This window comes from Nesterenkonia sandarakina, from assembly GCF_013410215.1.
In the GTDB taxonomy this organism is placed as follows: Bacteria; Actinomycetota; Actinomycetes; order Actinomycetales; family Micrococcaceae; genus Nesterenkonia; species Nesterenkonia sandarakina.
Map to the genome: position 1 here is coordinate 2,331,923 of NZ_JACCFQ010000001.1, position 24,376 is coordinate 2,356,298.

Below are 24,376 nucleotides of genomic sequence, written 5' to 3' on the forward strand. Positions count from 1 at the left end.
TCACCGGGGCGGAAAGCTAGCGGGAATCGGACGTGGCGGTCACCCGGGGGAGGAACCCCCGGCATCCCACGCCGCTCAGCATCCGGTACGCCTGAGAACCGGTGAGGCCCGAGAGATGGTAGACCGTGCCGTCGCGGGTCCTAGACTCGCAGCTACCAGGTGCAGGACCCTACAAGCTCGGAGATCAGGCACATGAGCGAGGAACGTCGTCGAGAACTCGGTGAGAATGACACCCCGGTGGAAGAGGCCCTGCAGCATTCCTTCGACAACACGGTGACCGAGGGTGCAGAGCGTCTCCACCGCACCTTCCGGGCCATGTTGATCACGGGGTTCTTCGGCGGCATGGAAGTCGGGCTCGGCGTGATGGCCTACCTGGCCGTGCTGCATGAGACCGACAATCACCTGTTGGCAGGTCTCGCGTTCAGCGTCGGGCTGATCGCGATCCTGTTGGCGCACAGTGAACTATTCACCGAGGACTTTCTGATGCCGGTCGCAGCCGTGGTCTCGCGGGAGGGCAGCATCGGCCAACTGGGCAAGCTCTGGGGCGGGACCCTGGTGGCGAACCTGGCCGGTGGGTGGCTGTTCATGTGGCTGGTGATGCAGGCCTTCCCGGAGTGGGAGTCCACAGTGCGCGAGTCCGCCGCACACTTCATCGACGCGCCGTTCTCCCTGCAGACGATCTGCCTGGCCATCCTCGGTGGCAGCACCATCACGCTGATGACGCGGATGCAGCAGGGCACGGATGCCGATATCGCCCGGATCATGGCGGCCGTCGTCGGAGGCTTCCTGCTCGCAGGTCTGCAGCTGTTCCACTCGGTCTTGGATTCGCTGCTGATCTTCGGCGCGATCCAGACGGGTGCGGACATCTCGTTCCTGGAGTGGCTGGGCTGGTTCAGCTATACCCTGCTGTTCAACATCCTCGGTGGGATTGCGCTGGTGACGGTGCTGCGGCTGCTGCGGACCAAGGAGCTCGTCCAGCAACGGCGCCGTGAATCTCCTGCTGATCCTGATGCGCCGCGAGGGCGGAAGGCCTGAGGCGCTGGACTCACCGGGGAGTCGCCCTCAGGGCCTCGCATCCGAGAGGTGCCGGCGAATCTGCTGCACGGCCTGCTGTGAATCGCTGACGCTGAGCAGATAGGTCTTGCGTGCATCACGGACCTCGACGCTTGGACCACCGACCAGGAGGCCCACTTTTCCACCGGGGAGAATCCGATAACCGGCCCCTTCCAGGACCCCGGTATCGGGGCCCTCCTCGACCGAGAGGATCTCATCCCAGGCGAAGCTCACATGGAAGATTCCCATGCACCGGGCGCTCAGGTCCGTATCACTGGCGATGATCCTGACCCGAGAGAACGCGACGGCGGCGCCGATCACCGCCACCAGAGCGAGCACGCTGATGCCGACCCCGATGGGGGCGAAGAGGAGTGCCGGCAGCGCGCCGAAGACCAGGAGCACGAACAGCGGGATCCACACGCGCCGGCTCAGGCCGACCTCGGAGATCGTCTGTGCTGTGGAATGTGTCATTGTTCCAACCCTATAGATCTCCCTGGTGTGAAGATATGCCTCGACGAGATCGGCATATCCTCTCCGGGGTGCGGCCGGAGCTGCTATCGACTATCTGCGGAGCCTTCTCTTGACTCGCCGCGTGACCTTGTACAGAGCGGAAGGGATCTGAGGTCGTCGAGCCAAAGCCCGGCGTCCTGCTGACTTATGCGCCTGGGCAAGGTACTCATTGACCGCAGCATCTCCGCCCTCTTCCAGCAGCTTCTCCTGAGCGCGCGCCAGTTGAAATCCGCCGAAACTGCCACGGGTATAGAGGAAGTCGGCGATGCGCTGATAGCGCGCGCGACTGATCCGGGGGTGTGAGGCCAGCACCTCAGCGTCGGTGGACTGCAGCAAGGTGCTCCAGTTCTGCGGTGGTTCCACGACCTCCCCCCGAAGGGTCTTCTCCGCGTCGGCGAACAAGGCATCGAAGTAGTCGAGCACCTCGTCGCTGTAGGTGACGGTCTTCTTGAACTCCGCTCCCGAGGAGAACGTGAACTCACCGAAGTAGGGTCCGTCTTCTGTGTCGTAGAGGTCCACGCGCACGAACGGCGCGTCGGTCATCTTGGCGAGTTCGATCGCCCACCGGGAGAGCATCACCGCCGAGCGCGGGACCACGGGGACGCCGGGCTGGATGTCTGAGGGACGGAACTTATAGTCCCGCCCGGGGACGAACGGCTTCAGATCGCCATCGAGTTTCACCATCCGTGGAGGTGAGAAGTTCCGGTCGATCTGGGCGACCATCCCGATCTGGCCCTGGAACATATAGAACTTGTAGTCGAAGGGCACCGCGCCGGGCTGCATCCCGCGGAGCAGCTCTTCCACGATCCATTCGGCCTTCTTCCCGGGAAACTTGGCCGCCACCGCGTCCTGCTTCTCGCGGATCCCTTCGAGGGTCCATTCACGCTTGGCCATGTGGTCGTAGTAGCGATCATCGCCGCGGCGTTCCAGCAGCATCACACCCTTGGCCGACCAGCCATTGGCGAACTTCAGCGCGATGCGCTCACCCAGCAGCTCCGGGGTGATCTCCGCGGTGGAGCTCAGCACTGCGTACTGCTGAGGCAGTCCAATGCGTTCTCCGCCGAGGGTCTTCTCCGAGAGCAGCCGGTGCACGTAGGTCTTGTTCGACAGGTCGCGTCGATGCTGGGAGCCGCGTTTACGAAACTCGGCCGCCACGAAATTCAGGAAGGCAGATTTCGTATCGGGTGTGGCGGATGTCATGTGGGGATACCGGTTCTTCGCGCGTCGTAATGAGTCAGCTCTGCGGGCTGCTGGTCGATTTCTGCCACTTGCGTGGTGAAAGGGGCCTTGGTCTTGTCCAGGTGTGGTCGAAGCATCAGTGCTCAGATGCCCAAAAGCCTCTGGTCTGCGTTTTTCGCAGTTTCAAAGGTATATGGCTGCGAGTGTCTGGGGCGATCTGTGACGCGCAGGTGCGGCTCCCGGGGACCCGGGCTGGCAGGCGAAGATCAGCTCTCCGAGATGAACGTTCCCTGATGAAACCTCAACACCAGGTCCGGGACCTCCCAGAGGGATGTGTGGCGGCTGTCGTCTGCGGAGCCGTGGATCCGGTAGTTCACCAGGACGAGCTCGGGGCTGAGTCGGTTGAACAACCACTCTGAGGTCTGCGGGTCCTCCCGCGGGGCCTCCCGACGCAGACTTTCGGCCAACTCCGCAGCGGTCCAGCGCCTGCCCCAGCGGCCGATCTCCGCGAAATCGGTCGAAAGCAGCCTGGAGAGCTCGTCGTCGTCCTGTCTCACGGCCGATGACAACAGAGCCAGCTCTGCGGCCTTGACCGGGGCGAATGCCTGCGAATCCGGTTCCCACATAGGGTCACCGTAACCTGCGCCCAGGCTACGCTCATCCGCGTCACCTTCGCTGTGGGTGGGATCTGTGCGAAAAGGTCTCAGCCAGGCTGGACGCCCGCCGGCTCACCTGGGTCGGGCTCACTGCAGAGGGCAACAAGGCGCTGGACGCCCATCTGGCTGCTCTCACCGAGATCGCCGAAGGTGCCCCCGGCGTCGTCGGCGAATAGACGCCCCCGATCTCGACGGGCCGGCTGTTCAGGCTGCCCCGGCTCTTCCGCACACCCCTGCCCGGCTCTGTCGCACCTCTGTGCCAAGTCCCATGGCTATGGACGGAAATACGGATGGGACATGGCAAAGCGGTGCGACGAACGGGCCCCCGTCGCCGCCGTGAGGGGCTTGTCCGAGGCTGGTTGACCTCCGATGCCTGTGACGGTACTTCCTCCTCAGATGGAGGACGCTCCTTGTGGGACCCGTGGGCTCCGCGCAGAATGGGGCAGATGAGTGAAAAGACTCCGGCACAGATCGTCATCGTCGCTGTCATCTTCGGGCTGGCGCTTACGGCTTCGGCCCTGATGTTGCTGATCCCGCAGCTCTTCGACGCCCCATCGTCGGCGCAGATCTGGGCGGCCGTCATCCTGGGGACTCTGACCGCCGGATTCGCTGGCTGCGCTCTCGCCCTGAGGCGCGCAAACCCCGGCTCCGCTCGGCGTTGAGACGGCGAGCCTAAGCCACCCGAGGGGATCCACGACGATTGCCCTGTGACCCGGCATCTGCCAAGCTCACATCATGTGTGGACGCTACGTCATGGCCAAGGACACCGGGGATCTGGCCGATGATCTGAACCGGGCGCGCCTTGGCCCCGTCCAGCCCCCGGCCTTCGAGCTGGCACCCAACTGGAACATCGCCCCGACCTCCACGGTGCCGATCCTGGTGGAACGCTATGACGACGCCGGGGAGCTGCTGCGCGAACTCCACCCCGCCCGCTGGGGCCTGCTGCCGATCTGGGCCAAGGACATGACCTTCAGCTCCCGGACCTTCAACGCCCGCTCCGAGACGGTGGCCTCTAAACCGAGCTTCCGGTCGGCGGCCAAGGCGCGGCGCTGTGCGGTCCCCGCTGAGGCCTACTACGAGTGGAAGGCTGGCGGAGCAAAGAAGCGCCCGCACGCCATCCACGCCGCCGACGGGTCCCCGTTGATCTTCGCCGGACTCTACGAATGGTGGAAGGACAAGGACGCCGAGGCCCGTGGCGAGCCCGAGCCCTGGATCCTCTCCTGCACCATCCTCACCGGACCCTCGCCGGAGGTCTCCGAGGACGGGGTGCTCAGCGAGCTCGGCGCGCTGCATGACCGTATCCCGCTGGCGATGACCAAGGATTTCGCGGCCGACTGGATCCACCCGGGAGAGAGAAGCCTTCAGGAGCTTGAAGTCCTGTTGGAGCGGCTGCGAGGCGAAGTCCCGTCGGTCGCCGCAGGTTGGGAGGTCTATGAGGTGGACCCGGCAGTCGGCAACGTGCGCAACAACGGACCCCAGCTCCTGGATCCCGCGCCCACCCTCTGGGAATGACCCTTAGCCTTCCGTCCGCGCAGTGGTGGAGCATCGCGCCTGCGCCGGACCCCACCTCCCGTGGAGCCGACCATGACCATGCAGGATCCATCCGATCTCACCGAGGAGCCGGGGACCGCGGACCAGCTCAACCACCCCGAAGGTATCGCCGAGGGCTTTGCCCGGGCCTGGAACAACGCCGACGCCGAGGCCCTGGCGGCGCTGTTCGTCGAGGACGCGGACTTCGTGAACGTGGTGGGTCTCTGGTGGAACAGCCGGATCCGGATCCGCGCCGCGCATGACTACGGGTTCCGTCGGATCTTCGGCGGCTCGCAGATGCAGCTCGAGCAGATCCGGGTCCGCGAGCTGGGGGAGAGCGTCGCCGTCGTCCACGCGCTGTGGACGCTCACCGGCCAGACCCCGGCCCCCGGGGAAGATGGCGAGACCAGCGCCGGCGCCAGACAGGGAGTCCTGAGCTTCACCGTACAGCGGCAGCGGAAAGCAGCAGAGAACGACGACGGCGGCTGGCTCGCCGTCAGCGCGCAGAACACGGATCGGGTGCCCGGTGCCGAGACCCTCAGCGCCGACGGTGAGTCTCTGCAGCCGGCGGCCTACCAGGACCTCAGTGGGAGCGCTCCCCACTGACCCGGACCGGCTCTGGCCCGCCGGAATGGTCCGAAGTCTGCACCGGCTCGGGCTGATGGTCCTCTGAGGTGCTGTCCTCCGAGGTGCTGTCCTTCGAGGTGCTGGCCACCGGGTCCGCGCCGCGCAGGAAGAACGCGCCCACGGACCCGGCGAGTGTGGCGAAGACGCCCACGGAGTACACCGCCAACACCAGCTGCACGCCCTTTGAGAACGGGTCCTCCGTGGTGATGCCGGTTCCGGTGACCGTGGCCAGGGCCGCCTCGTAGAGTGCGGTGGAGTAGTCGGTGTGAGCCTCGAAGGCGTAGAGCAGCTGACTGGCCGCCAGGATCACCACGAGAGTCACTGCGGCGAGCCACCCGATGCGACTGGAGAGCAGCCTCCCGGCGGAGCGCGAGCCGCGCACCCCTGCGGAGAGGATCCCGCCCACTCGGGCGACCCGCGCCACGCGCAGCACCCGCACCGCCTGCAGAGCCCGGACAAACCGCAGGAAGGGCACCAGCAGGAAGATCACCTGCCACCAGTTGCGCCGCCAGAAAGCCCTCTGGAAGCCGGCGATATACGCGCGGAGCAGGAACTCGGCCACGAAGACGCTCCAGAACACCCAGCCAGCAATGCTCAGCGCGCGGCTCCAACCCGGTTCGGTGACCAGCATCTGACCGAGGAAGACGAACAGGAAGGCCACGCCGAGCAGGCCCATGGGACGGTCGAGCCGGGCGGCCAGACGTTCCGCCGCCGCTTCCTGTTCGGCCTCCAGCGCGGGTGCGTGCGTGGATTCGGTGCTCACGCTCTGTCGACCTCCGAGGCTGAGATGGGGGGGAGTCCTTGGGCCACTCTACGAGGGCCCAGGGGCGCCACGCTTGTTGTGCGGAAGATTGACGGGAGCACCCCTGGAGGGTGGAATGATCCGATGGAGCTCATCGCGATCGTTCTGTGGGTTGTGGCAGCAGTGCTGTTCACCGCGTCCTTCGACATGCTCCGGAGTGTGAATCCCGACTCGCGGCTGCCGTTCTTCTTCGGAAAGCCGCCGAACAACCCTCCGCAGGTCGCGATGGTGCGGCTGCTGGCGTTCATCTTGTTCCTGGTCAGCGCATGGATCTTCAGCGACGCGTACGGCCGCGCCATGGGTCCGCTTGTGATCGTGATCGGGGCGCTGCCCGGGTGTCTGCGGAACTACCTGCACAACCGTCGGATCGCCGCCGCAGAAGGAACCTCATGATCGAGATCCTCAGCGCTGCGTCACTGGCCCGGGCCCGCGTCACCGGAGCCTTGGTCGCGGACATCCTGCAGTCCATGAAGCGTCGCGCCACTGTGGGCACCAACCTGCTGGAGATCGATGCCTGGACCAGGGAGATGATCTTCGAGGCTCGGGCCGCCTCCTGCTACGTCGCCTATGAGCCATCCTTCGGGCGGGGTCCGTTCGGTCACTACATCTGCACCTCGGTGAACGACGCCGTCCTGCATGGCAAGCCCCACGACTACACCTTGGCCGACGGCGACCTGCTCACCCTTGACCTCGCCGTGTCCCTGGACGGGGTCGTCGCGGACTCAGCGATCAGCTTCCTCATCGGGGACACCGCGCACCCCGAGAGCCTGGCGATGATCCAGACCACCGAGCGGGCGCTGGCGGCGGGGATCGCTGCGGCAGGCCCAGGTGCCCGCATCGGGGACCTCTCCCACGCGATCGGCTCGGTGCTCAGCGAAGCCGGGTATCCGATCAACACCCAGTTCGGCGGTCACGGGGTGGGCTCGACCATGCACCAGGACCCGCACATCGTGAACACCGGCCGCGCCGGCCGCGGGTACAAGCTCCAGCCGGGTCTGCTGCTCGCGCTGGAACCGTGGATCATGGCAGACACCGATGAGCTGCGCACCGACCCCGATGGATGGACGCTGCGCAGCGCCACCGGAGCCCGAACCGCGCACAGCGAGCACACCATCGCCATCACCGAGGACGGGGCCGAGATCCTCACCGTCCCGACTCCCGGGACCGCCGCTTAGCGCAACCTCTGAGCCAGGATGACCAGATCCTCCAGGGTGGCAGCTTCGCCGTGCGGGCCCGCCGCCGACCGGGTCCGCAGCTGACCGACCGGCACGTCCCACGCCTCCCGGGGAGCCAGGGCGGCCAGGTCGCCGTCGAGGGTGGGCATCTCCTCGGGTCCGTGCTGATGCGCGGACCAGGGCGGCGGGGCCGCGTGGGAGATCACCAGCAGGTGCCCGCCCACTGCGACCCTCGCTGCCGCTGCCCGCAGTATCCGTTCCCGATCCAACGCCACGGGGGACTGCAGGAAGGAGGCGGTGATCAGGTCGAAGGGGCCCTCGGGCATTCCATCCGGGAGCTCCGCGGTGCGGAACTCAGCGCTGCCCTCCGTGAGATCCTGGGTCTGCGCGGCTGCCCGGGCTCGGGCCACGGCCGTGTCCGAGATGTCTACTCCCATCGCGTGCCAGCCCCGAGCGGCCAGCCAGAGGACATCGCCGCCCTCCCCGCAGCCGAGGTCCAGCGCCCGTCCAGCAGGAAGGTCCGCGACCAGTGAACTCAGCGTCGGATTGACCCGACCGGACCAGACGCGGTCGGCGTCGGCGTAACGGGTTTCCCAGAAGTCTCTTGGGTTCTGATCACTCACAGTGGCACCTTTCTCTGGCCGGTATGAGGGTCTCTCATCGAGCGGTTCTCTCATCCGGTGGATGGTTCTCTCGCGTCTAGTCTTCCGCAGAACCCGACCGAGCTCACCTTCTGGGCTAACTGCTGCATAGCCGGGCGTGTCGCCCCCGGGGCGGGCGGGCAGGGCAGCTCATCGCTGCGGGGAGCCCGCCATGTCATGCTGGGAGTGACGCCGATTGCCGCGATCCGAGGGAGCACTCCATGAGCTACACGCACAGCATCACCGTCCCGATGTCCTACGAGCACGCAGTGGAGGCGACCCGGGCGGCGCTCGCCGAGCAGGGCTTCGGGATCTTGACGGAGATCGATGTCAAAGCCACCTTCACCAAGAAGCTCGGTGCTGAGTCCGGCGAGGCCGTGGGGGACTACATCATCCTTGGCGCCTGCAACCCGACCTTGGCCAGCAGGGCGCTGGCAGCTGAGCCCGAGCTCGGGGCGCTGCTGCCGTGCAACGTGGTGGTCCGGCGCGGAGCCGACGCGCAGACCAGCGTGGTCGACGCGATCGACCCGCAGACCATGGTCCAGCTCAGCGGTGCGCCCGCGGTTCGGGAGGTCGCCGAGGACGCCGAGCGGCGACTGCAGGCGGCGCTGGCAGCGCTGGGCGAGACCCCTGCGGGGTGAGTGAAGCACTGGTGACTGCGGCACTGTTGACTGCAGCACTGCTGAGTACGGCCCTGCCGCACTGAGCGGATCCTGCTGCGCCGCGAGTGATCGCGGTCCGCGGGAACGCATAGTCACCCCCGGCTGAGCACCGGCCGCGGCGCAGCGCGGGGACGCGTCGCGGAGTACCAGCCGGCAAAGAGCAGCACCAGCACGGCGAGGTCAACGGCGTCCCCGCCGTAGTACATCAGCTGGGCGCCGGCCTGCCCGTCACCGGTTTCCACCCCCTGCGGCGGGTGCGCGTAGAGCCACTTGGCCAGGGCCGAATGCGCCGCGATGAAGAGGATCAGCACTGCTGATCGCATCGGCATCGAGGCCCGGTGCGGGTCAGGGTCCACCCCGACCACTGAAGCGGTGAAGAGGTATCCCGCAGCGAAGATGTGCAGATGGACCACGGCGTAGGCCAGCGGGGAGACGTGCATGACCTGGTAGAGGTCCGTGGTGTAGAGCAGCCAGAGCCCACCCGCGTTCAGTGCGCCGGCGGTGATCGGATGGCTGACCACCCGGACCCCAGGGCTGCGCAGAACCCGGGTCAGCACCCGAGCGGCGTGGACCGGCAGAGCGCGCAGCGCCAACGTGACCGGTGCGCTGCGGACCAGCAGCACAGGTGCGACCATGCCCAGGAACAGATGTCCGAGCATATGCGCGGTGAAGCTGCTGTGCGCCGCGGCTGGTATCGGCCCGAGCAGCCCGGCGGCGGCGCAGATCAGCCCGAGGTAGAAGAGGAGGCTGCGGTGCCGCGGCCAAGGGCTCCGAGAACGCGCGGCCCACAGCCCGGCCGCGTGAGCGAGCGCAGCGACCAGAAGAAGCAGGACCACGACGACGTCGAGCCCTGCCCAGATCAGCGGGTCCGCCGCCTGCGGTCCAAGACCCTCCAGGGGTTCTCCGTGATGATCCATCAGCCGGTTGGAGGCAGCGCGGGTGTGGGGCTCACGCCGGGACCTGCGCTGGACGGGTGCGGCGCAGGATCAGCAGCCCGATCAGCAGCAGCGCCACGGCTGAGCCGATCCAGGCCAGGTCATAGAGGAACAGGTCCACCCCGTAGCGGATCTGGTGGATCCCCAGCACCTTATGACTGAGCACCCCGTCGAGGAGCTGGAAGAACCCGACCCCGGTGAGCACCGCCCCGGTCCAGCGCGTCCACGGGACTGCCGCGCGGCGTCGGATGTCAGCGAGCAGGAACAGACCCCAGATGGTGATGAACCAGCCGAAGGCGTGGAAGAACCCGTCCGCGGTGAGCGCGACCTCGGTGGTCGAGAGGTCATAGAAGTGGTGCCACTGCAGCGCCAGGTGAAAGATGAACAGGTCGATCATCGACGCGGCGATCCCGCAACCGAACAGCACCCCTGAGAGCACGATTCGCCGGGCCGACGGGGCATCAGAGGGAGTACGCACAGGACACAGCGTAGCCCTGCAGGTCGGTGAGCCGAAGGACCCTGGTCAGCGGCGTAGGGCCGGGAGGACACTGGTGTACATGAGCGCCTATCCGTTAGAGCTGCACACCGCATCCGTTGACGTGCCGCGCCGCTCCGCTCGTCGGCTGCGCAGCTTCAATCTCATCATGGGGGTCTTGCATCTCGTCTCGGGATCGGCGATGGTCGCCCTCAGCAACGACTTCAGCCTGCAGGTCTCGACCTTTGCGCTGAACGGTCCACCCGGGACGCCGGTGTCCCAGGGCTCGGCGAATGTCGTCTTCGACGTCCCGCTGGGATACGCCACGGCCTCCTTCCTGCTGCTCTCCGCCCTCTTCCACTTCCTGATCGCCTCACCGTGGGGTTTCCGGCGCTACATCGGCGAGCTCTCGAAGGGGCGCAACCGGTTCCGCTGGGTGGAGTACAGCCTGTCCTCCACCCTGATGATCCTGCTGATCAGCCTGCTGCTGGGCATCTCCGACATTGCCGCGCTGATCGGGCTGGGTCTGGCCAACGTGGCCATGATCCTTTTCGGCTGGCTGATGGAGATGAGCAACAACGGACTGATGCATGGCGCCTCCGGAGGGTCGATCCGTGGCGGGAGCGCGTGGTGGACGCCGTTCTGGTTCGGCTGCATCGCGGGCATCGGCCCGTGGCTGGCCGCGGCGGTCTACCTGATCGTCAACGTCGGCATCGAAGGTGGGGAAGGACCGCCGGGATTCGTCTACGGCATCATCGTGTCACTGTTCCTGTTCTTCAACAGCTTCGCCGTCAACCAGTGGCTGCAGTACCGGCAGGTCGGCCGGTGGAGGAACTACCTGACGGGGGAGCGCACCTACATCGTGCTCAGTCTGATCGCGAAGAGCCTGCTGGCCTGGCAGGTCTTCGCCAATGTTCTGGTGGGCTGAACACCGGCGGACGTAAGACTCGTCGATTGGACCCCGGCGGGCCCGGCGCGGTCTGGGTGCGAAGGGAAAGGATCGGAGCTCAGCGGTGGCTGTAGGTGAGGCAGTCTGCGTCGTCGAGTCCGGGCCCGACCCGCACCTCGGAGGCGTTGCACATCAGGTGATCGTTGTGGACGCACTCGCTGCGCTGGCAGGCTCCGACACCGGCAAGCACCTTGGGCAGTCCGCCGTGGACACCGATGTCGATGAATGTGGCGCAGGAGGCGTGGTCCTCTTGCCCGCCCACCGTGATGGCAGCCGCATTGCAGTGGGAATGATCATTGAACGAGCAGGCTTCGACGCTGCATTCCGAGACTTGGGTAGTCATGACCAACAACCTCCTGGGTTCAGCCGCCCGATCGGGCCGCTCCATGCCTCCACGGTAAGCCCGATCCGTGCAATCAAAAAGGGCCAGACATATGACCTATTCAGGCCCGCGGGGGCACTTCCGGCGGTGCCGCGCCGGGTTGGAGGCCCCGGGGTTTCGCCTGCCCGACCGGTTGCCGGAGGATGGTGCGCAGCTTCCTCGCCGCGGTCCTGCGAGGGTCGCTGAGATAGATCTCATGATGCTTGCCGGTGGGCTCCAAGCCGTGGCTCGGTATGAAGTCCCGGTGCATCGGTTCGAGGGTTCTGGCCTCCTCTTCGAAGGGCCCAAGATGCAGAGTCTGCACACACCGACCCTCGACGAGGGTCTCCAGGCGCAGGGCATCAAGACGCTGCGGAGAAGACTTCGCCCGAACTGCTGCGATCGCGGCAAAGATGCTCTCGTCATCGATCCAGTCCGGTACCAAGAGCATGAGTGTCCACTGCCATTTCGAGGTGTCCCGGGAACTGGTGAACACGCTCATGTCCTCGGCCCACCACAATCCCTCCAAGGGCGGGACCACGTAATCGCGGTCCAGCTCGCGTTTGCTGGCGAACTTCAGCGCGTACGCCACGGGGTACAGGGCTGCCAACGAGGCTGGGTACTCCTCGGAGGTGTTCGGATCGCCCTGTCCATCGATCATCAGGTAACGCCGGTCGGGGATGTCCACGATCTGGTATTTCCCGGTCGGGGCCTGGTAGCCGCGCAGACTCTTCTTGAAGTCGATCTTCTGGCTCACATGCTGCTCGCTTCCCGAGGTGGCGAATAGGCAACAACCTAGGTACCTGGGCCCAGAGTCTCAAGAGCGGCCCACTCGCCGGGCACGCACAACTCCGTGCACACAGGCCAGCGCCGTAGTCTGCAGGAATCTGAGGTTCCCAGGGTCTGCTCAGGCAACGCTCTGTCTCTGATCGGGAGTGACTGTTGCAGTCAGAGAGTTGCGAAACTCAACTACCGGGTACGCACTCAGCTCGCCGGGCATCTCGGTTCGGCGATACGCACACTCTTCTAAGGATGTGGCATGACTCAGACCGATCTGACCTACCGAACATTGGGACGCAGCGGTGCAGTGGTCTCTGCTCAGGCGCTGGGCACGATGACCTTCGGCGCGGAGGCCGACGAGGCGACGTCGCACGCTCTCCTCGATGCCTATGTCGCGGCAGGCGGAAATTTCATCGACACCGCCGACGTCTACACGGCCGGCACCAGTGAGGAGATCATCGGGCGGTGGCTGGCCGCACATCCCAGCGAGGCTCAGCAGGTGGTCCTGGCGACCAAGGGCAGGTTCCCCATGGGGCAGGGTCCCAATGATCTAGGCACCTCACGCCGGCATCTGCGTGCCGCCCTGGATGCTTCCCTGCGGCGGCTCGGAGTCGAGCACATCGACCTGTACCAGCTGCACGCCTGGGATGCGATCACTCCGCTGGATGAGACGCTGCGCTTCCTCGACGACGCCGTCACCGCAGGGAAGATCGGGTATTACGGATTCTCCAACTTCACGGGGTGGCAGCTGACGAAGGCGGTCCACCTGGCTGAGCGGCATGGCTGGTCTCTCCCGGTGACCCTGCAGCCGCAGTACAACCTGCTGGTCCGGGGCATCGAACAGGAGATCGTCCCGGCAGCCCTCGACGCCGGACTCGGCCTCCTGCCGTGGTCACCGCTGGGCGGCGGGTGGCTGAGCGGGAAGTACCGTCGAGACCAAGCACCCACCGGAGCGACCCGTCTGGGCGAGAACCCGCAGCGCGGCATGGAGGCGTGGGAGAAGCGCAACGCCGAGGAGCGCACCTGGCGAATTATCGATGCGGTCTCCGCCGTGGCCCAGGAGCACGGTGCCTCCGCCTCGCAGGTGTCCCTGGCCTGGTTGAAGGCCCAGCCCGCCGTCACATCGGTCATCCTTGGGGTCCGTACTCTGGAGCAGCTTCAGGACAACCTGGCCGCGGACTCGCTGGAGCTGAGCACCGAGCAGCTGGAGCAGCTGACTGCCGCAAGCGCGCCTGAGATCGAGGACTATCCCTATGGGACGGCGGGCGTCCAGCAGCGCCATCGCAAGCTCAGCGGCGGACGTTAGGACCGGGGTGGTGATGGTCTTGAACCGCGGCTACCTGGCCCGGTTCAGGACCACCACCGCCGTCAGCCCCAGGACCAGCCCGTGGATCAGGTACCCCAGCAAGCTCCACAGGGCTGCCACATCTACAGCGAACACCGGCATGCCCACCATCAGGGGCATCAGCATCAGGCTCCTCACTGTCCCCAGCAGTGGTAGCTGAAACGGTGCCCGCAGCGCTTGCGCAAGTGTGGACTTCTCCGATGGGAACCGAGCGGGTGTGTTTGGAATTCCTCAAGCGCTGCGGGGGTGCTTGGGCCCCAATGGTTGCATCGCCGCAGGTCCAGGGGTTGGTGTGGCGCGTCACGGCGGGTAATGTCTTTGGCATTAGTCGTGAACAATACGATTCGCGCACCGTTAATCAACAATCATCATGTCCAGGACGGGATCGTAGAAGATGACATATTCAGACGTCGGGGTGCCCCGTACGGGCCTGAGCCAGCCGCTGTACGGGGCCGGGATGGGCCAAGCGATTTCTCGGTTCTTCAAGAAGTACGCTCGCTTCAAGGGGTACGCCTCCAGGAGTGAATACTGGTGGGTTGCTCTGGCCCAGTTCGTGCTCTACATGGTGCTCGGCGGGATCTACGGGGTGGTCTTCGCGAGCCTTATGGAGAACTCACCGAATATGGACACCTACAACACCGGGATGAGTGCTGGATTCGAGGCGGAGGGTGGGGCCGCCGTGGCCCTGATGGCGGTGAGCCTGGTCAACCTGGCCGTGGCTCTGGCGCTGCTGATTCCCACCTTGGCACTGATCTGGCGGCGCCTCCACGATGCCGGCTTCCCCGGTCCGTTCTACTTCCTGGGCTTCATCCCGGTCGTCGGCCCGATCCTGCTGCTGGTCCTCCTGGCGATTCCCACCCGACAGGAGAAGCACCAGACGATCTGGGCAGACCCGACCAACGACTGATCCGGCCTCCGTACAGCTTTCCTTTGCTCATAGGGGTAGGTCACATGGCAGCACCGCAACAACCGACGCGTCGCCAGCGAGGTGCCAGGCCTTTTGCCTGGTTCCTCGCTCTGTTGAGCGTGGCCGTGACGGTGGGGCTTTATCTCTACCTGATCGGCTCCAATTGCGAATCCACCGGGGTCGGTTCGTTACTCCGAGACGTACAAAATTTCCACACCGCCGAGGGTTGTTAGACCCGTGGGAGCTCGGCTGCGTGAACTCGGCCAACTGGCCCATCAGCTGATGAGCCCGAACAACCCGCTGGTGGCGCTCGGAGGCGATCATGAGGCTTGAACTGCGTCCGTGGCGCGAGGACGACGCTGCCGCTCTCCACGAGGCGTACCGGCACAGCCCAGACCTCAACCTGCAGCTCGGGGGAGCCGACCTCGCCACGGTCGACCTCGCCCGTGGCCATATCAGCGAGCACCTGCTGTGCACGGAGTCTTCGCGCAACTGGGCCGTGGTCGCGGACGGTTCAGCGGTCGGCAATGTTGGACTTGCGGCGATTGAACGGCGTCACGGTACCGCCTGGGTGCATTATTGGCTCGCTGCCGAAGCACGTGGCTACGGTCATGCCTCCCGCGCGCTCGCTGCTGTCGCGGATGACGCCTTCAAGGACGGTCTCTTCCGACTGGAACTGGGGCATCGGGTGAACAACCCGGCGTCGTGCGCAGTTGCTCTGCGCGCCGGATTCCTTCGGGAGGGACTCGAGCGGCAGAAGCTGCGGTACGGGCCGGCGCGCTACGACGTGGAGACTCATGCCCGACTTCGCACTGATCCGCCCCCCGATCTGCGCCCCGTGCGCCTTCTGGCCCGGGTCACCCCAGCGGCTCGCGGGAACACCCCGAGGACATAGAAGAGGACATAGACGCAGAACCGACGCGCGGATCAGACTCTCTTGAGTGAGATTGTGGGCCCTTGCGATGCAAGAAAGGAATCACCAGCGGCGACGGTGTCCGCCGACCAGACATGCGGGAGGGGCGATGGTCCAAGAGGACCCGGTGGTCCGATCAGAGGGCGGGTTGATGCGCACGGTGGCGGGCACCTTCTTCCGAGCCGTCCTCCCGGCTCACCGCGAGGCGGCGCTGGCGGGCTCTCGGGCTGCGGGTCGGTATTCACGCCCCGGGGTGCCCACGCTCTACCTCAGCTCGTCCCCGGCCGGTGTTGCCGCCGCAATGATCTCCCATACGCGCACCGGCGACCCCGATCGCGAAGTGCTGCGATTCCATGTCGAAGCCAGACACATCGCTGACCTGCGCGATCACCAGGCCCTCCGGGCGTGCGGCATCGACCCTGCAGAGGCCGCGGCGGAATGGCAGAATGTGGTCGCCGCCGGCGGATCCCCCTCCTCCTGGAGAGTCCGAGAAGCACTCGAGCGCATGGGCGCCCACGGTCTGATCGACCCGTCACGCAGAGGACCCGGACTCTGGCACCTCGCGCTCTTCACCTGGAACACCGACGGCGCCCCCACGGTCCGAGGACTCGATAGGCTGGGACCATGTCGCCCACCCCTACACTTTTGGATCGACCGGCCCTGATCGTCATCGACGTCCAACGAGGCTTCGACGCCTCCACGTTCTGGGGCCCACGCGATAACCCCGCCTGCGAGGCCAACATCTCCACCCTTGTGGAGCATTGGCAGAACAACCACTGGCCTCTCGTGTTCGTCCAGCACGAGTCCGAGAACCCGGAGTCTCCACTCGCCTCAGCAAGCCCTGGTGCTGACTTCAAAGACTGCCTCTCCGGCGCCCCAGACCTCTTGGTGCGCAAGAGCGTGAACTCGAGCTTCTATGGCAGCCCGGATCTGGATGCCTGGCTGCGCGCGCAGGATATCGATCAGGTGGTGATCTGCGGCATCACCACCAACCACTGCTGTGAGACCACCGCGCGAATGGCTGGGAACCTCGGCTACGACACCTACTTCGTCATCGACGCCACGCATACCTTCGACCGCACAGCTCCCGACGGGAGCACCGTGCCCGCCGAAACGCTGTCGATGGTCACGGCGACCAACCTCCACGGTGAGTTCGCGACCGTGCTAGACACCGCTTCCCTGCTGAGCTGCTGATCCACGCGCACATCGCGTCCCAGCGATTGCCTCCGCCTCCACGGGTGGCCCTAGCGCTGATAGGACTGGTCCCGGACCACCCCAGTTTCAGGGTGGAACCGCAGCAGGACCCAGCTCGGGTCACCAGGGACTGCCGAGAAGCGCGGATCCCAGGCTGATTCCTCTGGACCCAGGTAGCGACGGAGCAGACGCCGGGCCCGCGCCGCATCGTGTGCGGTGAGCGACGCCGTCCCGCGGAATCCCACATGGAGCACACGACCCTTGGCCACGTCGAAATCCACGACTCCGACCGCGCAGCGATCATCGGCCTCGACCCGTCGAGGGAAAGAGTCCGCTTCGTAATTGCCGAGCATCCAGAGCGCCTCGTCTTCCCAAAGGAACCACACCGGTGAGTCCCGCGGACCGTCTCCGGAGGCTGTGGCAAGGTGCGCAAATAATGGGCGCTGCAAAACCTTCTGAGCCAGATCCGCTGAGCCCGGATCCTGGCTTTCCCAACGCAGTGCATGCACCGTCGATCTCCTCGCCTAGCTGCCCCTGGAAAGAGCCCTGTCACTGGACTTGCCCACCACGCTGGCGAGTGGTGAAGCCTCTCGCCCAATTTCCTGAGGGTGCTCGTCCAGTCGTCTCACCAGACTAGAAGATATGCCAGGAAACTGCAGGTCAGAGGGTGATCTGCGGGTTTCCCCGGCGGGTGGACCATACCGCCAGGCCGATCAGTGCCGGCTGGAAGAACAGCCGCACCAGCCGCTTGCGATCAGTGTCCAGGCCGAACCCGTCTCGCTGGTGCAGGTACTGCGCAATGTTGCCGGGGAACACCGCGGCGAAGAATACCCCGGTGGCGTTGCCGACCAGCGGCCGGTGCCTCCGCGAGAACAACAGCGCGGTGCCCAGCCCGATCTCGGCCACTCCCGAGGCCAGCACGGTGGTGTCGGGATCCAGCGGGACGAATTCCGGCACCTGGGCGCGGAACTCCTTGCGAGCCCAGGCCAGATGCGAGACCCCGGCGAAGGTCAGAGCGGAGCCGAGAAAGATCCGGCCGGTGGTGCGTGCATGCGAAGACATAGGAACAGGGTAGCTTCAGCACGCGCACTCGCTGCTCACGGCTCAGACCTGGCGTCAGCGCCAGGTCGGCTCTCCGAGTCGGAGAGCGCCGCGACGACGCCGCTTCGCCATCCCGGCGCATCCCCGCGTCCCGGTGGCAGGAGCCGGCGGGCGTCGATTCCATTCGATTGCAGGACCCAGGCGATCAGCGAGTTGGAGTTCCACATGTCTGCGATTCCGAAGGCATCCCGGCCCCAGGTGAGCCGCGGAACCAAAGGGACCCGCGTGATCAGCGCGTGGACCTCGGAAGAGGTGAGCGGGAATCTCACGGGCGGGCCGACCGCCCAGTCTCGGTCAGGGATGCTGCCACCCGCCCAGCACCGAACCTCGTACTGGAAGAACCGGGAAGCACCGAGCCACCTCAGCCCCACAGGCCCACGGACGATGACCCCGCGCGGTCCGGGCGGCTGCCCCCACACGGGAGTCATCTCCAGCACATACTGGAGGTCGCCGTCCGAGACCTCCAGCGCGGCATGGAACAGGGGCCGGGGGCGCCTGTGTGCTCGCAGCGCCAGCAGCCATTCCCAGCACCTGCTGGTATGCACGACGACGTGCCCGCCTGCTCCCACCGGGATCCACCAGAGGATCACGGCGGGACTGCTGTTGCCAGCGGGGGACGGGTCATCCGGGCTCTCCGACGAGGACGCCATGATGGCAGGATAGACCGGCTGCCGAGCGAGCTCCAGGACCCGATCACCGGGTGACGGCCCGCCCGTTTGTTAGCGGCGCAGGGCTCCGATCGAGGCTCTGGTCAGGTGTGCTGAGAATGGTGGGCCCTGCCGGGATCGAACCGACGACAACCGCGGTGTAAACGCGGTGCTCTACCAGCTGAGCTAAAGGCCCGTGCCCAGACCCAGCCGTGATGGCGCGATCTGGTGCAGCAAGAAGTGTAGCAACCCGGCGGGGACGCTCAGGACCGCCCGCGCGCCTGGTTCAGCCTGGTCTGCTCGGCCGCGTACAGCGCCGCGCCGACGATTCCGGCGTTGTTCTGCAGCGCCGCAACCTCCACTTTCGCCCGGAGGTCCTTGACCTCGGGGAGGAAGTCCTCGCTGCGCTTGGAGATCCCTCCGCCGATGATGAACAGCTCCGGGGACTGCAGCCGCTCCACGTGCTTCAGGAATCGGTTCAGCAGCTGACCGTACTCATCCCATGGCATGTCTGCGCGCTCCCGGGCAGCGGCAGAGGCCTTCTTCTCCGCCACTTCGCCCTCGAACTCCAGGTGGCCCATCTCGCTGTTGGGGACCAGCACGCCGTCGTGGACCAGGGCGGAGCCGATCCCGGTGCCCAAAGTAATCGTCATGACTGTGCCCTCCAGGCCCTTGCCCGCGCCGTAGCGAGCCTCGGCCAGGCCGGCGCCGTCAGCGTCGTTGAGGGTGTGGATCTGACCTGGCAGGTGGCGCAGCAGCTTCGCGGCGTCGGTGTTGATCCAGGACTCATCGATGTTCGCCGCCGAGAGCACGATGTTCTTGTCCACGATCGCGGGGAAGAGCACCCCCACGGAGAGCTCCTCCAACGCGGGGGCCTTCTCCCGGCTGAGCAGCTCGTCGAGGATCTCTCCGATCACGTCGGCAACCGCCTCCGGCGTCGCCGGCTTCGGGGTGGGGATCCGAAAGCGGTCACCGCTCAAGCTGCCCTTGTGCAGGTTGACGATCCCGCCCTTGATCCCGGTGCCGCCGACGTCGATGCCGATGGCCCGCTTGGGGAGATCGCCGATGGTCTCGCTGGCGGAACCGATGGCCTGGGCAGCCAGCGGCTGCTCGTGAGAAGAGCTCATAGTGGTGCAGTATCTCCGTGCTGTGGGGGAGGGGACCGGACTCAGGCGCCTGAGGGCAGCGTGAGGATCTCGGCGCCGTCATCGGTGACGACCAGAGTGTGCTCGAACTGCGCGGTGCGCTTGCGGTCGCGGGTCACGGCTGTCCAGCCGTCTTCCCACATGTCCCAGTGGCGCGTGCCCAGGGTGAGCATCGGTTCGATCGTGAACACCATTCCCGGCTCCAGCAGGCGCGCATGGTCCGGTGCCGCGTCGAAGTGCGGGATCACCAGGCCGGTGTGAAATGCCTTGCCCACGCCGTGGCCGATGAACTCGCGTACCACACCATAGCCGAAGCGCTTCGCGTAGGACTCGATGGCGCGGCCGATCACGTTGATCGGACGGCCCGGCTTCACTGCCCGGATCCCGCGCATCATGGCTTCCTCGGTGCGCTCCACCAGCAGCCGCGACTCCTCGTCGACCTCGCCGACGAAGAACGTCCGGTTGTGGTCTCCGTGCACCCCGTCGATGTAGGCGGTGATGTCGAGGTTCACGATGTCACCCTCGGCGAGCACGGTGGAATCCGGGATTCCGTGGCAGATGACCTCGTTGACCGAGGTGCAGATGGCCTTGGGGAACCCGCGGTAGGACAGGCAGGACGGGTAGGCGCCGCGCTCGGTCAGGTACTGGTGAGCGTAGGCGTCGAGCTCCTCGGTGGTGACCCCGGGCCGGATCAGCTCAGAGGTCGCGACCATCGCGTCCGCTGCGAGCTGGGCTGCCCGGCGGATCTTCTGCACCGTGGCCGCGTCGTAGACGTCCTCACCGGTGTACTCCGGCGGCGCTTCGAGTCCCACATAGTTGGGGCGTTCGATGTGGCCCGGGACCGGACGCTCGGGAGAGACCCGGCCCTTGGTGAGCGTGCCCACGGGGGCGCGGGAGGACAGGGGAGCGGACTGCGGGGTAGGCATGGCAGTCATCCTATCGGTCAGTCGCCGGGGCAGTCTCAACCCGGTCTCGACGCCGGGCGCGGCCGCAGCTGCAGCGCCAGCGCCACCACCGCGATGCCCACGATCACGCTGATCGCCACCGGCAGCGAGGAGCCCTGGGTCATCACGCCGATGGCGGGGGAGAGGCTCAGCATCACCGCGCGCATCGCCCAGCTGATCCAGGTCACCCCGCTGTGCGCCGGCAGCCCGGGCACCCGGTCGGCCCGGGCGAAGGCGAGCGGGACGGTCACTGCGCAGCCCAGTCCGGCCAGCGCCAGGCCGATGAGTGTCAGCGTGACCCCGGGGGCCCAGGCAGCCCCGAGCAGGCCCAGGATCACCAGGGTCAGGCTCAGGATCAGCGCGGTGCGCTCGCCGAGCCGGTCGATCACCCGATCACCAAGCATCCGCCCGATGAACTGTGCGGTGAGCAGCACGGTCAGGCCGACCCCGGCCGAGGCCGGGTCCATTCCGCGCTCGGTGGAGAGCAGCACGGCGGACCAGTTGTTCCCGACATCCTCCACCGATATTCCGGCCAGCGCGATCAGCGCCAGCGGGAGCAGGATCCTCGCCGTGGACCACCCTGAGGGCCTCGCCGGGGTCTCAGCATCCACCGGCTCGGCCTCGGGTTCGGGCAGGAAGGCCCGCGCTGAGCAGGTCATCGCCAGCACGCAGAGCGCTGCCCAGACCGCCATATGGGTCACCAGGGGCACTCCGAGCACCGCGGCGAGGGTACCGACGGCGCCGCCCAGGGCCGCGCCGATGCTCCACCCGGCGTGCATCGAGTTCAACAGCGAACGTCGATACGCCGCCTGGACCCGCAGCCCCTGAGAATTCTGCGCCACGTCCACCGCGGCATCGCCGAACCCGGTGAGCAGCAGTCCAGCGACGACCAGCCACGGACTGCCCAGGGCGACGCCTGCCGCGGCCAGGGTCAGTGCGGCACCCATCCAGAGCGTGCCCAGGCTCGCGGTGCGCGCCACCCCCAGCCACCGGTTGAGGACTCCGGGCATGTGCAGCGCCAGTGCCCCACCCAGACCGAAGCCCACCACGACCAGGCCGAAGACCGCTGGACTCAGGCCCAGCGCGTCCTTGACCTCCGCATAGCGGGCCAGCAGCGAGGCGGGAAGGGCCCCGTTGGTGGCGAAGGCGGCCATGGTGGCCAATCGGCTGCGCCGCAGCGACGGAGCCTCGCGCCGTCGTCCCCGACCCGGGGCAGCTCCAGGTGAGGGCGAGGGTGATCCGCTTGAGTGCATGGCTAGCAGTTTCCCACGGCGAGACTGACCTGAGGACGGCCCGGGGCGTATTCTGAGGCCATGAGCACCGAATATTGGTTCAACGTTCGCACCGGGCAGGTCGAGGAGGGCGCCCAGTCCTCCTGGAGTCAGCTGCTGGGCCCGTACCCCACCCGCGAAGCCGCCTCAGAGGCGCTCAAGCGGGTCAAGGAGAACAACGAGGCCTGGGAGGATGAGGACTCCAGCGAGCATTGGGACGACGACGGCGGACACGCGCGCAAGCCCACCCGCTGATCCTGGCGCAGCGCCGCGCTAACCTTCGAAGGTGTGCTCCGGTGCCGGGAAGCTCCCGGCGCTGACATCGCTGCGGTACTGCGCAGCCGCCTGCGAGACCACCTCCCGCAGGTTCGCGTACTGCTTCACGAAGCGCGGCACCCGCCCGGAGCCCAGACCCAGCATGTCCTGCCAGACCAGCACCTGACCGGTGGTGCCGTTGCCGGCGCCGATGCCGATGGTCGGCACACGCAGCGCCCGGTCCACCTGGGTGGCCAGCTCTGCGGGGACCATCTCCATCAGCACGCAGAACGCCCCCGCCGCCTCCAGGGCCAAGGCGTCATCGATCAGCGCCTGCGCGCTCTCACCGCGTCCCTGCACCCGGTAACCGCCGAGGGCGTGCTCGGCCTGCGGGGTGAAGCCGATATGGGCGATCACCGGAATGCCGGCGGAGACCAGGGCGTGGACGTGATCGGCCATCGCCGCGCCACCTTCGATCTTCACCGCCTGGGCGCCGGCCTCCTTCATGAAGCGCACCCCGGTGGCCACGGCCTGGGCAGGGGAGCCCTCGTAGCTTCCGAAGGGAAGATCCGCGACCACCAGTGCACGGTTGGCACCGTTGACCACCGACTTGGTGAAGACCAGCATCTCTTCGGTGGTGATCGGCAGCGTGGAGGAGTGGCCCATCATCACGCTGGAGGCGGAGTCGCCCACCAGCAGCAGCTCAATCCCGGCTTCGTCGAAGATGGACGCGATCTCGGCGTCGTAGGCGGTCAACATGGAGAATTTCTGGCCGGCATCCTTGAACTGCTGAAGGTGCACGGTGCGGACCCGTTTCGGGCTGATCGGCTCTGACATGTGATCAGGCTACCCAATCGCGGACCGACCCTGCCCCCCAGCTGGCTGCGTCCCGGACCTGACAGCGGCACTATGGGCTGGAAGGGAGTTGGGTAGAGTGGTCCCGGCGACACCCACTGCATTTCAGGAGGCTTCAACGCATGGATCGACAGCAGGAATTCGTACTGCGCACCATCGAGGAGCGCGACGTCCGCTTCGTGCGCCTGTGGTTCACCGATGTGGTGGGCTCATTGAAGTCTGTCGCCCTGGCTCCGGCTGAGGTCGAAGGGGTCTTCAACGAGGGCCTGGGCTTCGACGGATCCTCGATCGAAGGACTCTCCCGGGTCTTCGAATCAGACATGCTCCTGAAGCCGGACCCGTCCTCCTTCCAGATCCTGCCCTGGCGCGGGGAGGAGGAACCCACCTCCCGGATGTTCTGCGACATCCTGACCCCGGACCAGGAACCGGCTGCCGGGGACCCGCGCAACGTGCTGCGCCGGCAGCTCGATGTGGCCGGGGAGATGGGCTTCACCTGCTACACCCACCCGGAGATCGAGTTCTATGTGCTCGAATCTCAGGACCTCGACGCCGACGGCGCCCCGATCCCGGTGGACCGGGCCGGATACTTCGATCACGTCACCGGAAGCGTCAGCCAGGACTTCCGCCGCCACACGGTGAACATGCTCGAAGCGGTGGGGATCTCCGTAGAGTTCAGCCACCATGAGGCCGGGCCGGGCCAGAACGAGATCGACCTGCGCTATGCCGACGCGCTGACCACTGCGGACAACATCATGACCTTCCGCACCGTGATCAAAGAGGTCGCGATCATGCAGGGCAAGTACGCCAGCTTCATGCCCAAGCCGTTCTCCGAGCACCCCGGCTCAGGCATGCACACCCACTTCGGGCTCTTCGAGGGGGACACCAACGCCTTCTTCGCGCCGAACACCGAATACAACCTCTCCACCACCGCCCGGCAGTTCATCGCCGGAGTGCTGCGCCACGCCCCCGAGTTCACCGCGGTGACCAACCAGTTCGTCAACTCCTATAAGCGGCTCTGGGGCGGGGGAGAGGCTCCCTCGCATGTCTCCTGGGGCCACAACAACCGCTCCGCGCTGGTCCGGGTGCCGCTGTACAAGCCGACCAAGGGCGGCTCTGCACGGGTGGAGTTCCGCGGCATCGACTCCGGGGCGAACCCCTACCTGGCCTACGCCGCGGTGCTCGGGGCTGGCCTGAAGGGCATCCGCGAGGGCTACGAGCTGATGGAGCCGGTCGGCGAGGACGTCTGGTCGCTGACCACCTCCGAGCGCAAGGCCCTGGGCATCAAACCGCTGCCGGGGACCCTGCACGAGGCGCTGCGCCAGATGGAGGACTCCGAGCTGATGGCCGAGATCCTCGGCGAGCAGGTCCTGGAGAACTTCCTGCGCAATAAGCAGCAGGAATGGGACGAGTACCGGGTCAACGTCTCGCCCTTCGAGATCAAACGGTACCTCGGCCTGATCTGAT

At 66.4% G+C, this 24,376-nt stretch carries 32 protein-coding genes and 1 tRNA gene; 15 read left to right on the top strand and 18 right to left on the bottom strand.

Going from position 1 to position 24,376, the window contains the following annotated elements:
- Positions 1-192: 192 nt before the first annotated feature.
- On the top strand, positions 193-1,035 hold the full coding sequence (locus HNR11_RS10690) for a formate/nitrite transporter family protein (protein WP_179442247.1): 843 nt from the start codon (positions 193-195) through the stop codon (positions 1,033-1,035).
- A gap of 27 nt (positions 1,036-1,062) precedes the next feature.
- On the opposite strand, the gene HNR11_RS10695 is transcribed toward HNR11_RS10690, so the two are convergent.
- From HNR11_RS10695 to HNR11_RS10705, 3 genes are all read right to left on the bottom strand, one after another.
- Positions 1,063-1,524 (bottom strand): hypothetical protein, encoded by a 462-nt coding sequence (locus tag HNR11_RS10695; protein WP_179442248.1) that lies wholly within the window; start codon positions 1,522-1,524, stop codon positions 1,063-1,065.
- A gap of 90 nt (positions 1,525-1,614) precedes the next feature.
- Complete coding sequence (locus HNR11_RS10700; protein ID WP_179442249.1) at positions 1,615-2,763, bottom strand: ATP-grasp fold amidoligase family protein; 1,149 nt, start codon at positions 2,761-2,763, stop codon at positions 1,615-1,617.
- A 245-nt stretch (positions 2,764-3,008) separates the two neighbouring features.
- Positions 3,009-3,368, bottom strand: coding sequence for a nuclear transport factor 2 family protein (locus HNR11_RS10705; RefSeq protein WP_179442250.1), 360 nt, complete (start codon positions 3,366-3,368; stop codon positions 3,009-3,011).
- A gap of 476 nt (positions 3,369-3,844) precedes the next feature.
- Here HNR11_RS10705 and HNR11_RS10710 point away from each other — a divergent pair, with 476 nt between their 5' ends.
- The 3 genes from HNR11_RS10710 to HNR11_RS10720 all read left to right on the top strand — a co-directional run bounded on the left by HNR11_RS10710 (position 3,845) and on the right by HNR11_RS10720 (position 5,534).
- Entirely contained in the window at positions 3,845-4,060 is a 216-nt protein-coding gene (locus tag HNR11_RS10710; protein WP_179442251.1) for a hypothetical protein, read from the top strand.
- A 73-nt stretch (positions 4,061-4,133) separates the two neighbouring features.
- Positions 4,134-4,910 carry an SOS response-associated peptidase gene (locus HNR11_RS10715; protein WP_179442252.1) on the top strand — a complete coding sequence of 259 codons (777 nt, stop codon included), beginning with the start codon at positions 4,134-4,136 and terminating at the stop codon, positions 4,908-4,910.
- Between the two features lie 72 nt (positions 4,911-4,982).
- Positions 4,983-5,534, top strand: a complete 552-nt coding sequence (locus tag HNR11_RS10720) for an SgcJ/EcaC family oxidoreductase (RefSeq protein WP_246310387.1) — start codon at positions 4,983-4,985, stop codon at positions 5,532-5,534.
- Here the strand turns inward: HNR11_RS10720 and HNR11_RS10725 are convergent.
- Positions 5,512-6,318 (bottom strand): ion transporter, encoded by an 807-nt coding sequence (locus HNR11_RS10725; RefSeq protein ID WP_343050653.1) that lies wholly within the window; start codon positions 6,316-6,318, stop codon positions 5,512-5,514. The two genes, HNR11_RS10720 and HNR11_RS10725, sit on opposite strands and share 23 nt — an antisense overlap.
- Positions 6,319-6,441: 123 nt before the next feature.
- Between HNR11_RS10725 and HNR11_RS10730 the strand changes: the two genes are divergently transcribed.
- Together HNR11_RS10730 and map (HNR11_RS10735) are read left to right on the top strand one after the other, a co-directional pair.
- Positions 6,442-6,750, top strand: coding sequence for a hypothetical protein (locus tag HNR11_RS10730; RefSeq protein ID WP_179442253.1), 309 nt, complete (start codon positions 6,442-6,444; stop codon positions 6,748-6,750).
- A complete protein-coding gene (map, locus tag HNR11_RS10735) occupies positions 6,747-7,532 on the top strand; it encodes a type I methionyl aminopeptidase (protein ID WP_179442254.1) in 786 nt (261 codons plus the stop codon). The genes HNR11_RS10730 and map (HNR11_RS10735) overlap by 4 nt, the downstream gene beginning before the upstream one ends.
- On the opposite strand, the gene HNR11_RS10740 is transcribed toward map (HNR11_RS10735), so the two are convergent.
- On the bottom strand, positions 7,529-8,155 hold the full coding sequence (locus HNR11_RS10740; RefSeq protein ID WP_343050654.1) for a class I SAM-dependent methyltransferase: 627 nt from the start codon (positions 8,153-8,155) through the stop codon (positions 7,529-7,531). The genes map (HNR11_RS10735) and HNR11_RS10740 overlap by 4 nt on opposite strands.
- A 239-nt stretch (positions 8,156-8,394) precedes the next feature.
- On the opposite strand from HNR11_RS10740, the gene HNR11_RS10745 reads away from it, so the two are divergent.
- On the top strand, positions 8,395-8,814 hold the full coding sequence (locus HNR11_RS10745; protein ID WP_179442256.1) for a DUF302 domain-containing protein: 420 nt from the start codon (positions 8,395-8,397) through the stop codon (positions 8,812-8,814).
- A gap of 113 nt (positions 8,815-8,927) precedes the next feature.
- On the opposite strand, the gene HNR11_RS10750 is transcribed toward HNR11_RS10745, so the two are convergent.
- Positions 8,928-9,752, bottom strand: a complete 825-nt coding sequence (locus HNR11_RS10750; protein WP_179442257.1) for a cytochrome c oxidase assembly protein — start codon at positions 9,750-9,752, stop codon at positions 8,928-8,930.
- Positions 9,753-9,783: 31 nt separating this feature from the next.
- Positions 9,784-10,248: a DUF2243 domain-containing protein gene (locus tag HNR11_RS10755; protein WP_343050655.1), complete on the bottom strand. Its 465-nt coding sequence runs from the start codon at positions 10,246-10,248 to the stop codon at positions 9,784-9,786.
- Positions 10,249-10,327: 79 nt separating this feature from the next.
- Between HNR11_RS10755 and heR the strand changes: the two genes are divergently transcribed.
- The gene (gene heR, locus HNR11_RS10760) at positions 10,328-11,173 is read left to right on the top strand and encodes a heliorhodopsin HeR (RefSeq protein WP_179442258.1); all 846 of its coding nucleotides are present in this window, start codon (positions 10,328-10,330) and stop codon (positions 11,171-11,173) included.
- A 79-nt stretch (positions 11,174-11,252) separates the two neighbouring features.
- Here heR and HNR11_RS10765 read toward each other — a convergent pair whose 3' ends face one another.
- On the bottom strand, positions 11,253-11,537 hold the full coding sequence (locus HNR11_RS10765; RefSeq protein ID WP_179442259.1) for a DUF1540 domain-containing protein: 285 nt from the start codon (positions 11,535-11,537) through the stop codon (positions 11,253-11,255).
- Between the two features lie 100 nt (positions 11,538-11,637).
- A complete protein-coding gene (locus HNR11_RS10770; RefSeq protein WP_179442260.1) occupies positions 11,638-12,312 on the bottom strand; it encodes a GyrI-like domain-containing protein in 675 nt (224 codons plus the stop codon).
- A gap of 297 nt (positions 12,313-12,609) precedes the next feature.
- Here HNR11_RS10770 and HNR11_RS10775 point away from each other — a divergent pair, with 297 nt between their 5' ends.
- Positions 12,610-13,641 (top strand): aldo/keto reductase, encoded by a 1,032-nt coding sequence (locus tag HNR11_RS10775; protein ID WP_179442984.1) that lies wholly within the window; start codon positions 12,610-12,612, stop codon positions 13,639-13,641.
- Between the two features lie 30 nt (positions 13,642-13,671).
- Here the strand turns inward: HNR11_RS10775 and HNR11_RS14200 are convergent, their stop codons facing one another.
- Positions 13,672-13,806, bottom strand: coding sequence for a hypothetical protein (locus tag HNR11_RS14200; RefSeq protein WP_281366239.1), 135 nt, complete (start codon positions 13,804-13,806; stop codon positions 13,672-13,674).
- A 268-nt stretch (positions 13,807-14,074) separates the two neighbouring features.
- On the opposite strand from HNR11_RS14200, the gene HNR11_RS10780 reads away from it, so the two are divergent.
- The 4 genes from HNR11_RS10780 to HNR11_RS10795 all read left to right on the top strand — a co-directional run bounded on the left by HNR11_RS10780 (position 14,075) and on the right by HNR11_RS10795 (position 16,694).
- Positions 14,075-14,587, top strand: a complete 513-nt coding sequence (locus tag HNR11_RS10780; protein WP_179442261.1) for a DUF805 domain-containing protein — start codon at positions 14,075-14,077, stop codon at positions 14,585-14,587.
- A 322-nt stretch (positions 14,588-14,909) separates the two neighbouring features.
- Positions 14,910-15,482, top strand: coding sequence for a GNAT family N-acetyltransferase (locus HNR11_RS10785; protein ID WP_179442262.1), 573 nt, complete (start codon positions 14,910-14,912; stop codon positions 15,480-15,482).
- A gap of 169 nt (positions 15,483-15,651) precedes the next feature.
- Positions 15,652-16,164, top strand: coding sequence for an RES family NAD+ phosphorylase (locus HNR11_RS10790; RefSeq protein ID WP_179442985.1), 513 nt, complete (start codon positions 15,652-15,654; stop codon positions 16,162-16,164).
- Positions 16,125-16,694: a cysteine hydrolase family protein gene (locus HNR11_RS10795; protein WP_179442263.1), complete on the top strand. Its 570-nt coding sequence runs from the start codon at positions 16,125-16,127 to the stop codon at positions 16,692-16,694. The genes HNR11_RS10790 and HNR11_RS10795 overlap by 40 nt, the downstream gene beginning before the upstream one ends.
- 50 nt (positions 16,695-16,744) lie before the next feature.
- Here HNR11_RS10795 and HNR11_RS10800 read toward each other — a convergent pair whose 3' ends face one another.
- The 7 genes from HNR11_RS10800 to HNR11_RS10830 form a co-directional block, all read right to left on the bottom strand.
- Positions 16,745-17,203: a pyridoxamine 5'-phosphate oxidase family protein gene (locus tag HNR11_RS10800; protein WP_218849691.1), complete on the bottom strand. Its 459-nt coding sequence runs from the start codon at positions 17,201-17,203 to the stop codon at positions 16,745-16,747.
- Positions 17,204-17,354: 151 nt separating this feature from the next.
- A complete protein-coding gene (locus tag HNR11_RS10805) occupies positions 17,355-17,756 on the bottom strand; it encodes a DoxX family protein (RefSeq protein ID WP_179442264.1) in 402 nt (133 codons plus the stop codon).
- 35 nt (positions 17,757-17,791) lie between these two features.
- Positions 17,792-18,445, bottom strand: coding sequence for a hypothetical protein (locus HNR11_RS10810; RefSeq protein ID WP_179442265.1), 654 nt, complete (start codon positions 18,443-18,445; stop codon positions 17,792-17,794).
- Between the two features lie 117 nt (positions 18,446-18,562).
- Positions 18,563-18,638, bottom strand: a tRNA-Val gene (locus tag HNR11_RS10815).
- Between the two features lie 67 nt (positions 18,639-18,705).
- Positions 18,706-19,569, bottom strand: a complete 864-nt coding sequence (ppgK, locus tag HNR11_RS10820) for a polyphosphate--glucose phosphotransferase (protein WP_083504956.1) — start codon at positions 19,567-19,569, stop codon at positions 18,706-18,708.
- Between the two features lie 41 nt (positions 19,570-19,610).
- The gene (map, locus tag HNR11_RS10825) at positions 19,611-20,513 is read right to left on the bottom strand and encodes a type I methionyl aminopeptidase (protein WP_179442266.1); all 903 of its coding nucleotides are present in this window, start codon (positions 20,511-20,513) and stop codon (positions 19,611-19,613) included.
- A 35-nt stretch (positions 20,514-20,548) separates the two neighbouring features.
- Complete coding sequence (locus HNR11_RS10830; protein ID WP_179442267.1) at positions 20,549-21,784, bottom strand: MFS transporter; 1,236 nt, start codon at positions 21,782-21,784, stop codon at positions 20,549-20,551.
- Positions 21,785-21,844: 60 nt separating this feature from the next.
- Here HNR11_RS10830 and HNR11_RS10835 point away from each other — a divergent pair, with 60 nt between their 5' ends.
- Positions 21,845-22,057: an SPOR domain-containing protein gene (locus HNR11_RS10835; protein ID WP_179442268.1), complete on the top strand. Its 213-nt coding sequence runs from the start codon at positions 21,845-21,847 to the stop codon at positions 22,055-22,057.
- A gap of 18 nt (positions 22,058-22,075) precedes the next feature.
- Here HNR11_RS10835 and panB read toward each other — a convergent pair whose 3' ends face one another.
- Entirely contained in the window at positions 22,076-22,894 is an 819-nt protein-coding gene (gene panB / locus HNR11_RS10840; protein ID WP_179442269.1) for a 3-methyl-2-oxobutanoate hydroxymethyltransferase, read from the bottom strand.
- A gap of 140 nt (positions 22,895-23,034) precedes the next feature.
- On the opposite strand from panB, the gene glnA reads away from it, so the two are divergent.
- Positions 23,035-24,375 carry a type I glutamate--ammonia ligase gene (gene glnA / locus HNR11_RS10845; protein WP_058889273.1) on the top strand — a complete coding sequence of 447 codons (1,341 nt, stop codon included), beginning with the start codon at positions 23,035-23,037 and terminating at the stop codon, positions 24,373-24,375.
- The last annotated feature ends 1 nt before the right edge of the window (position 24,376 follow it).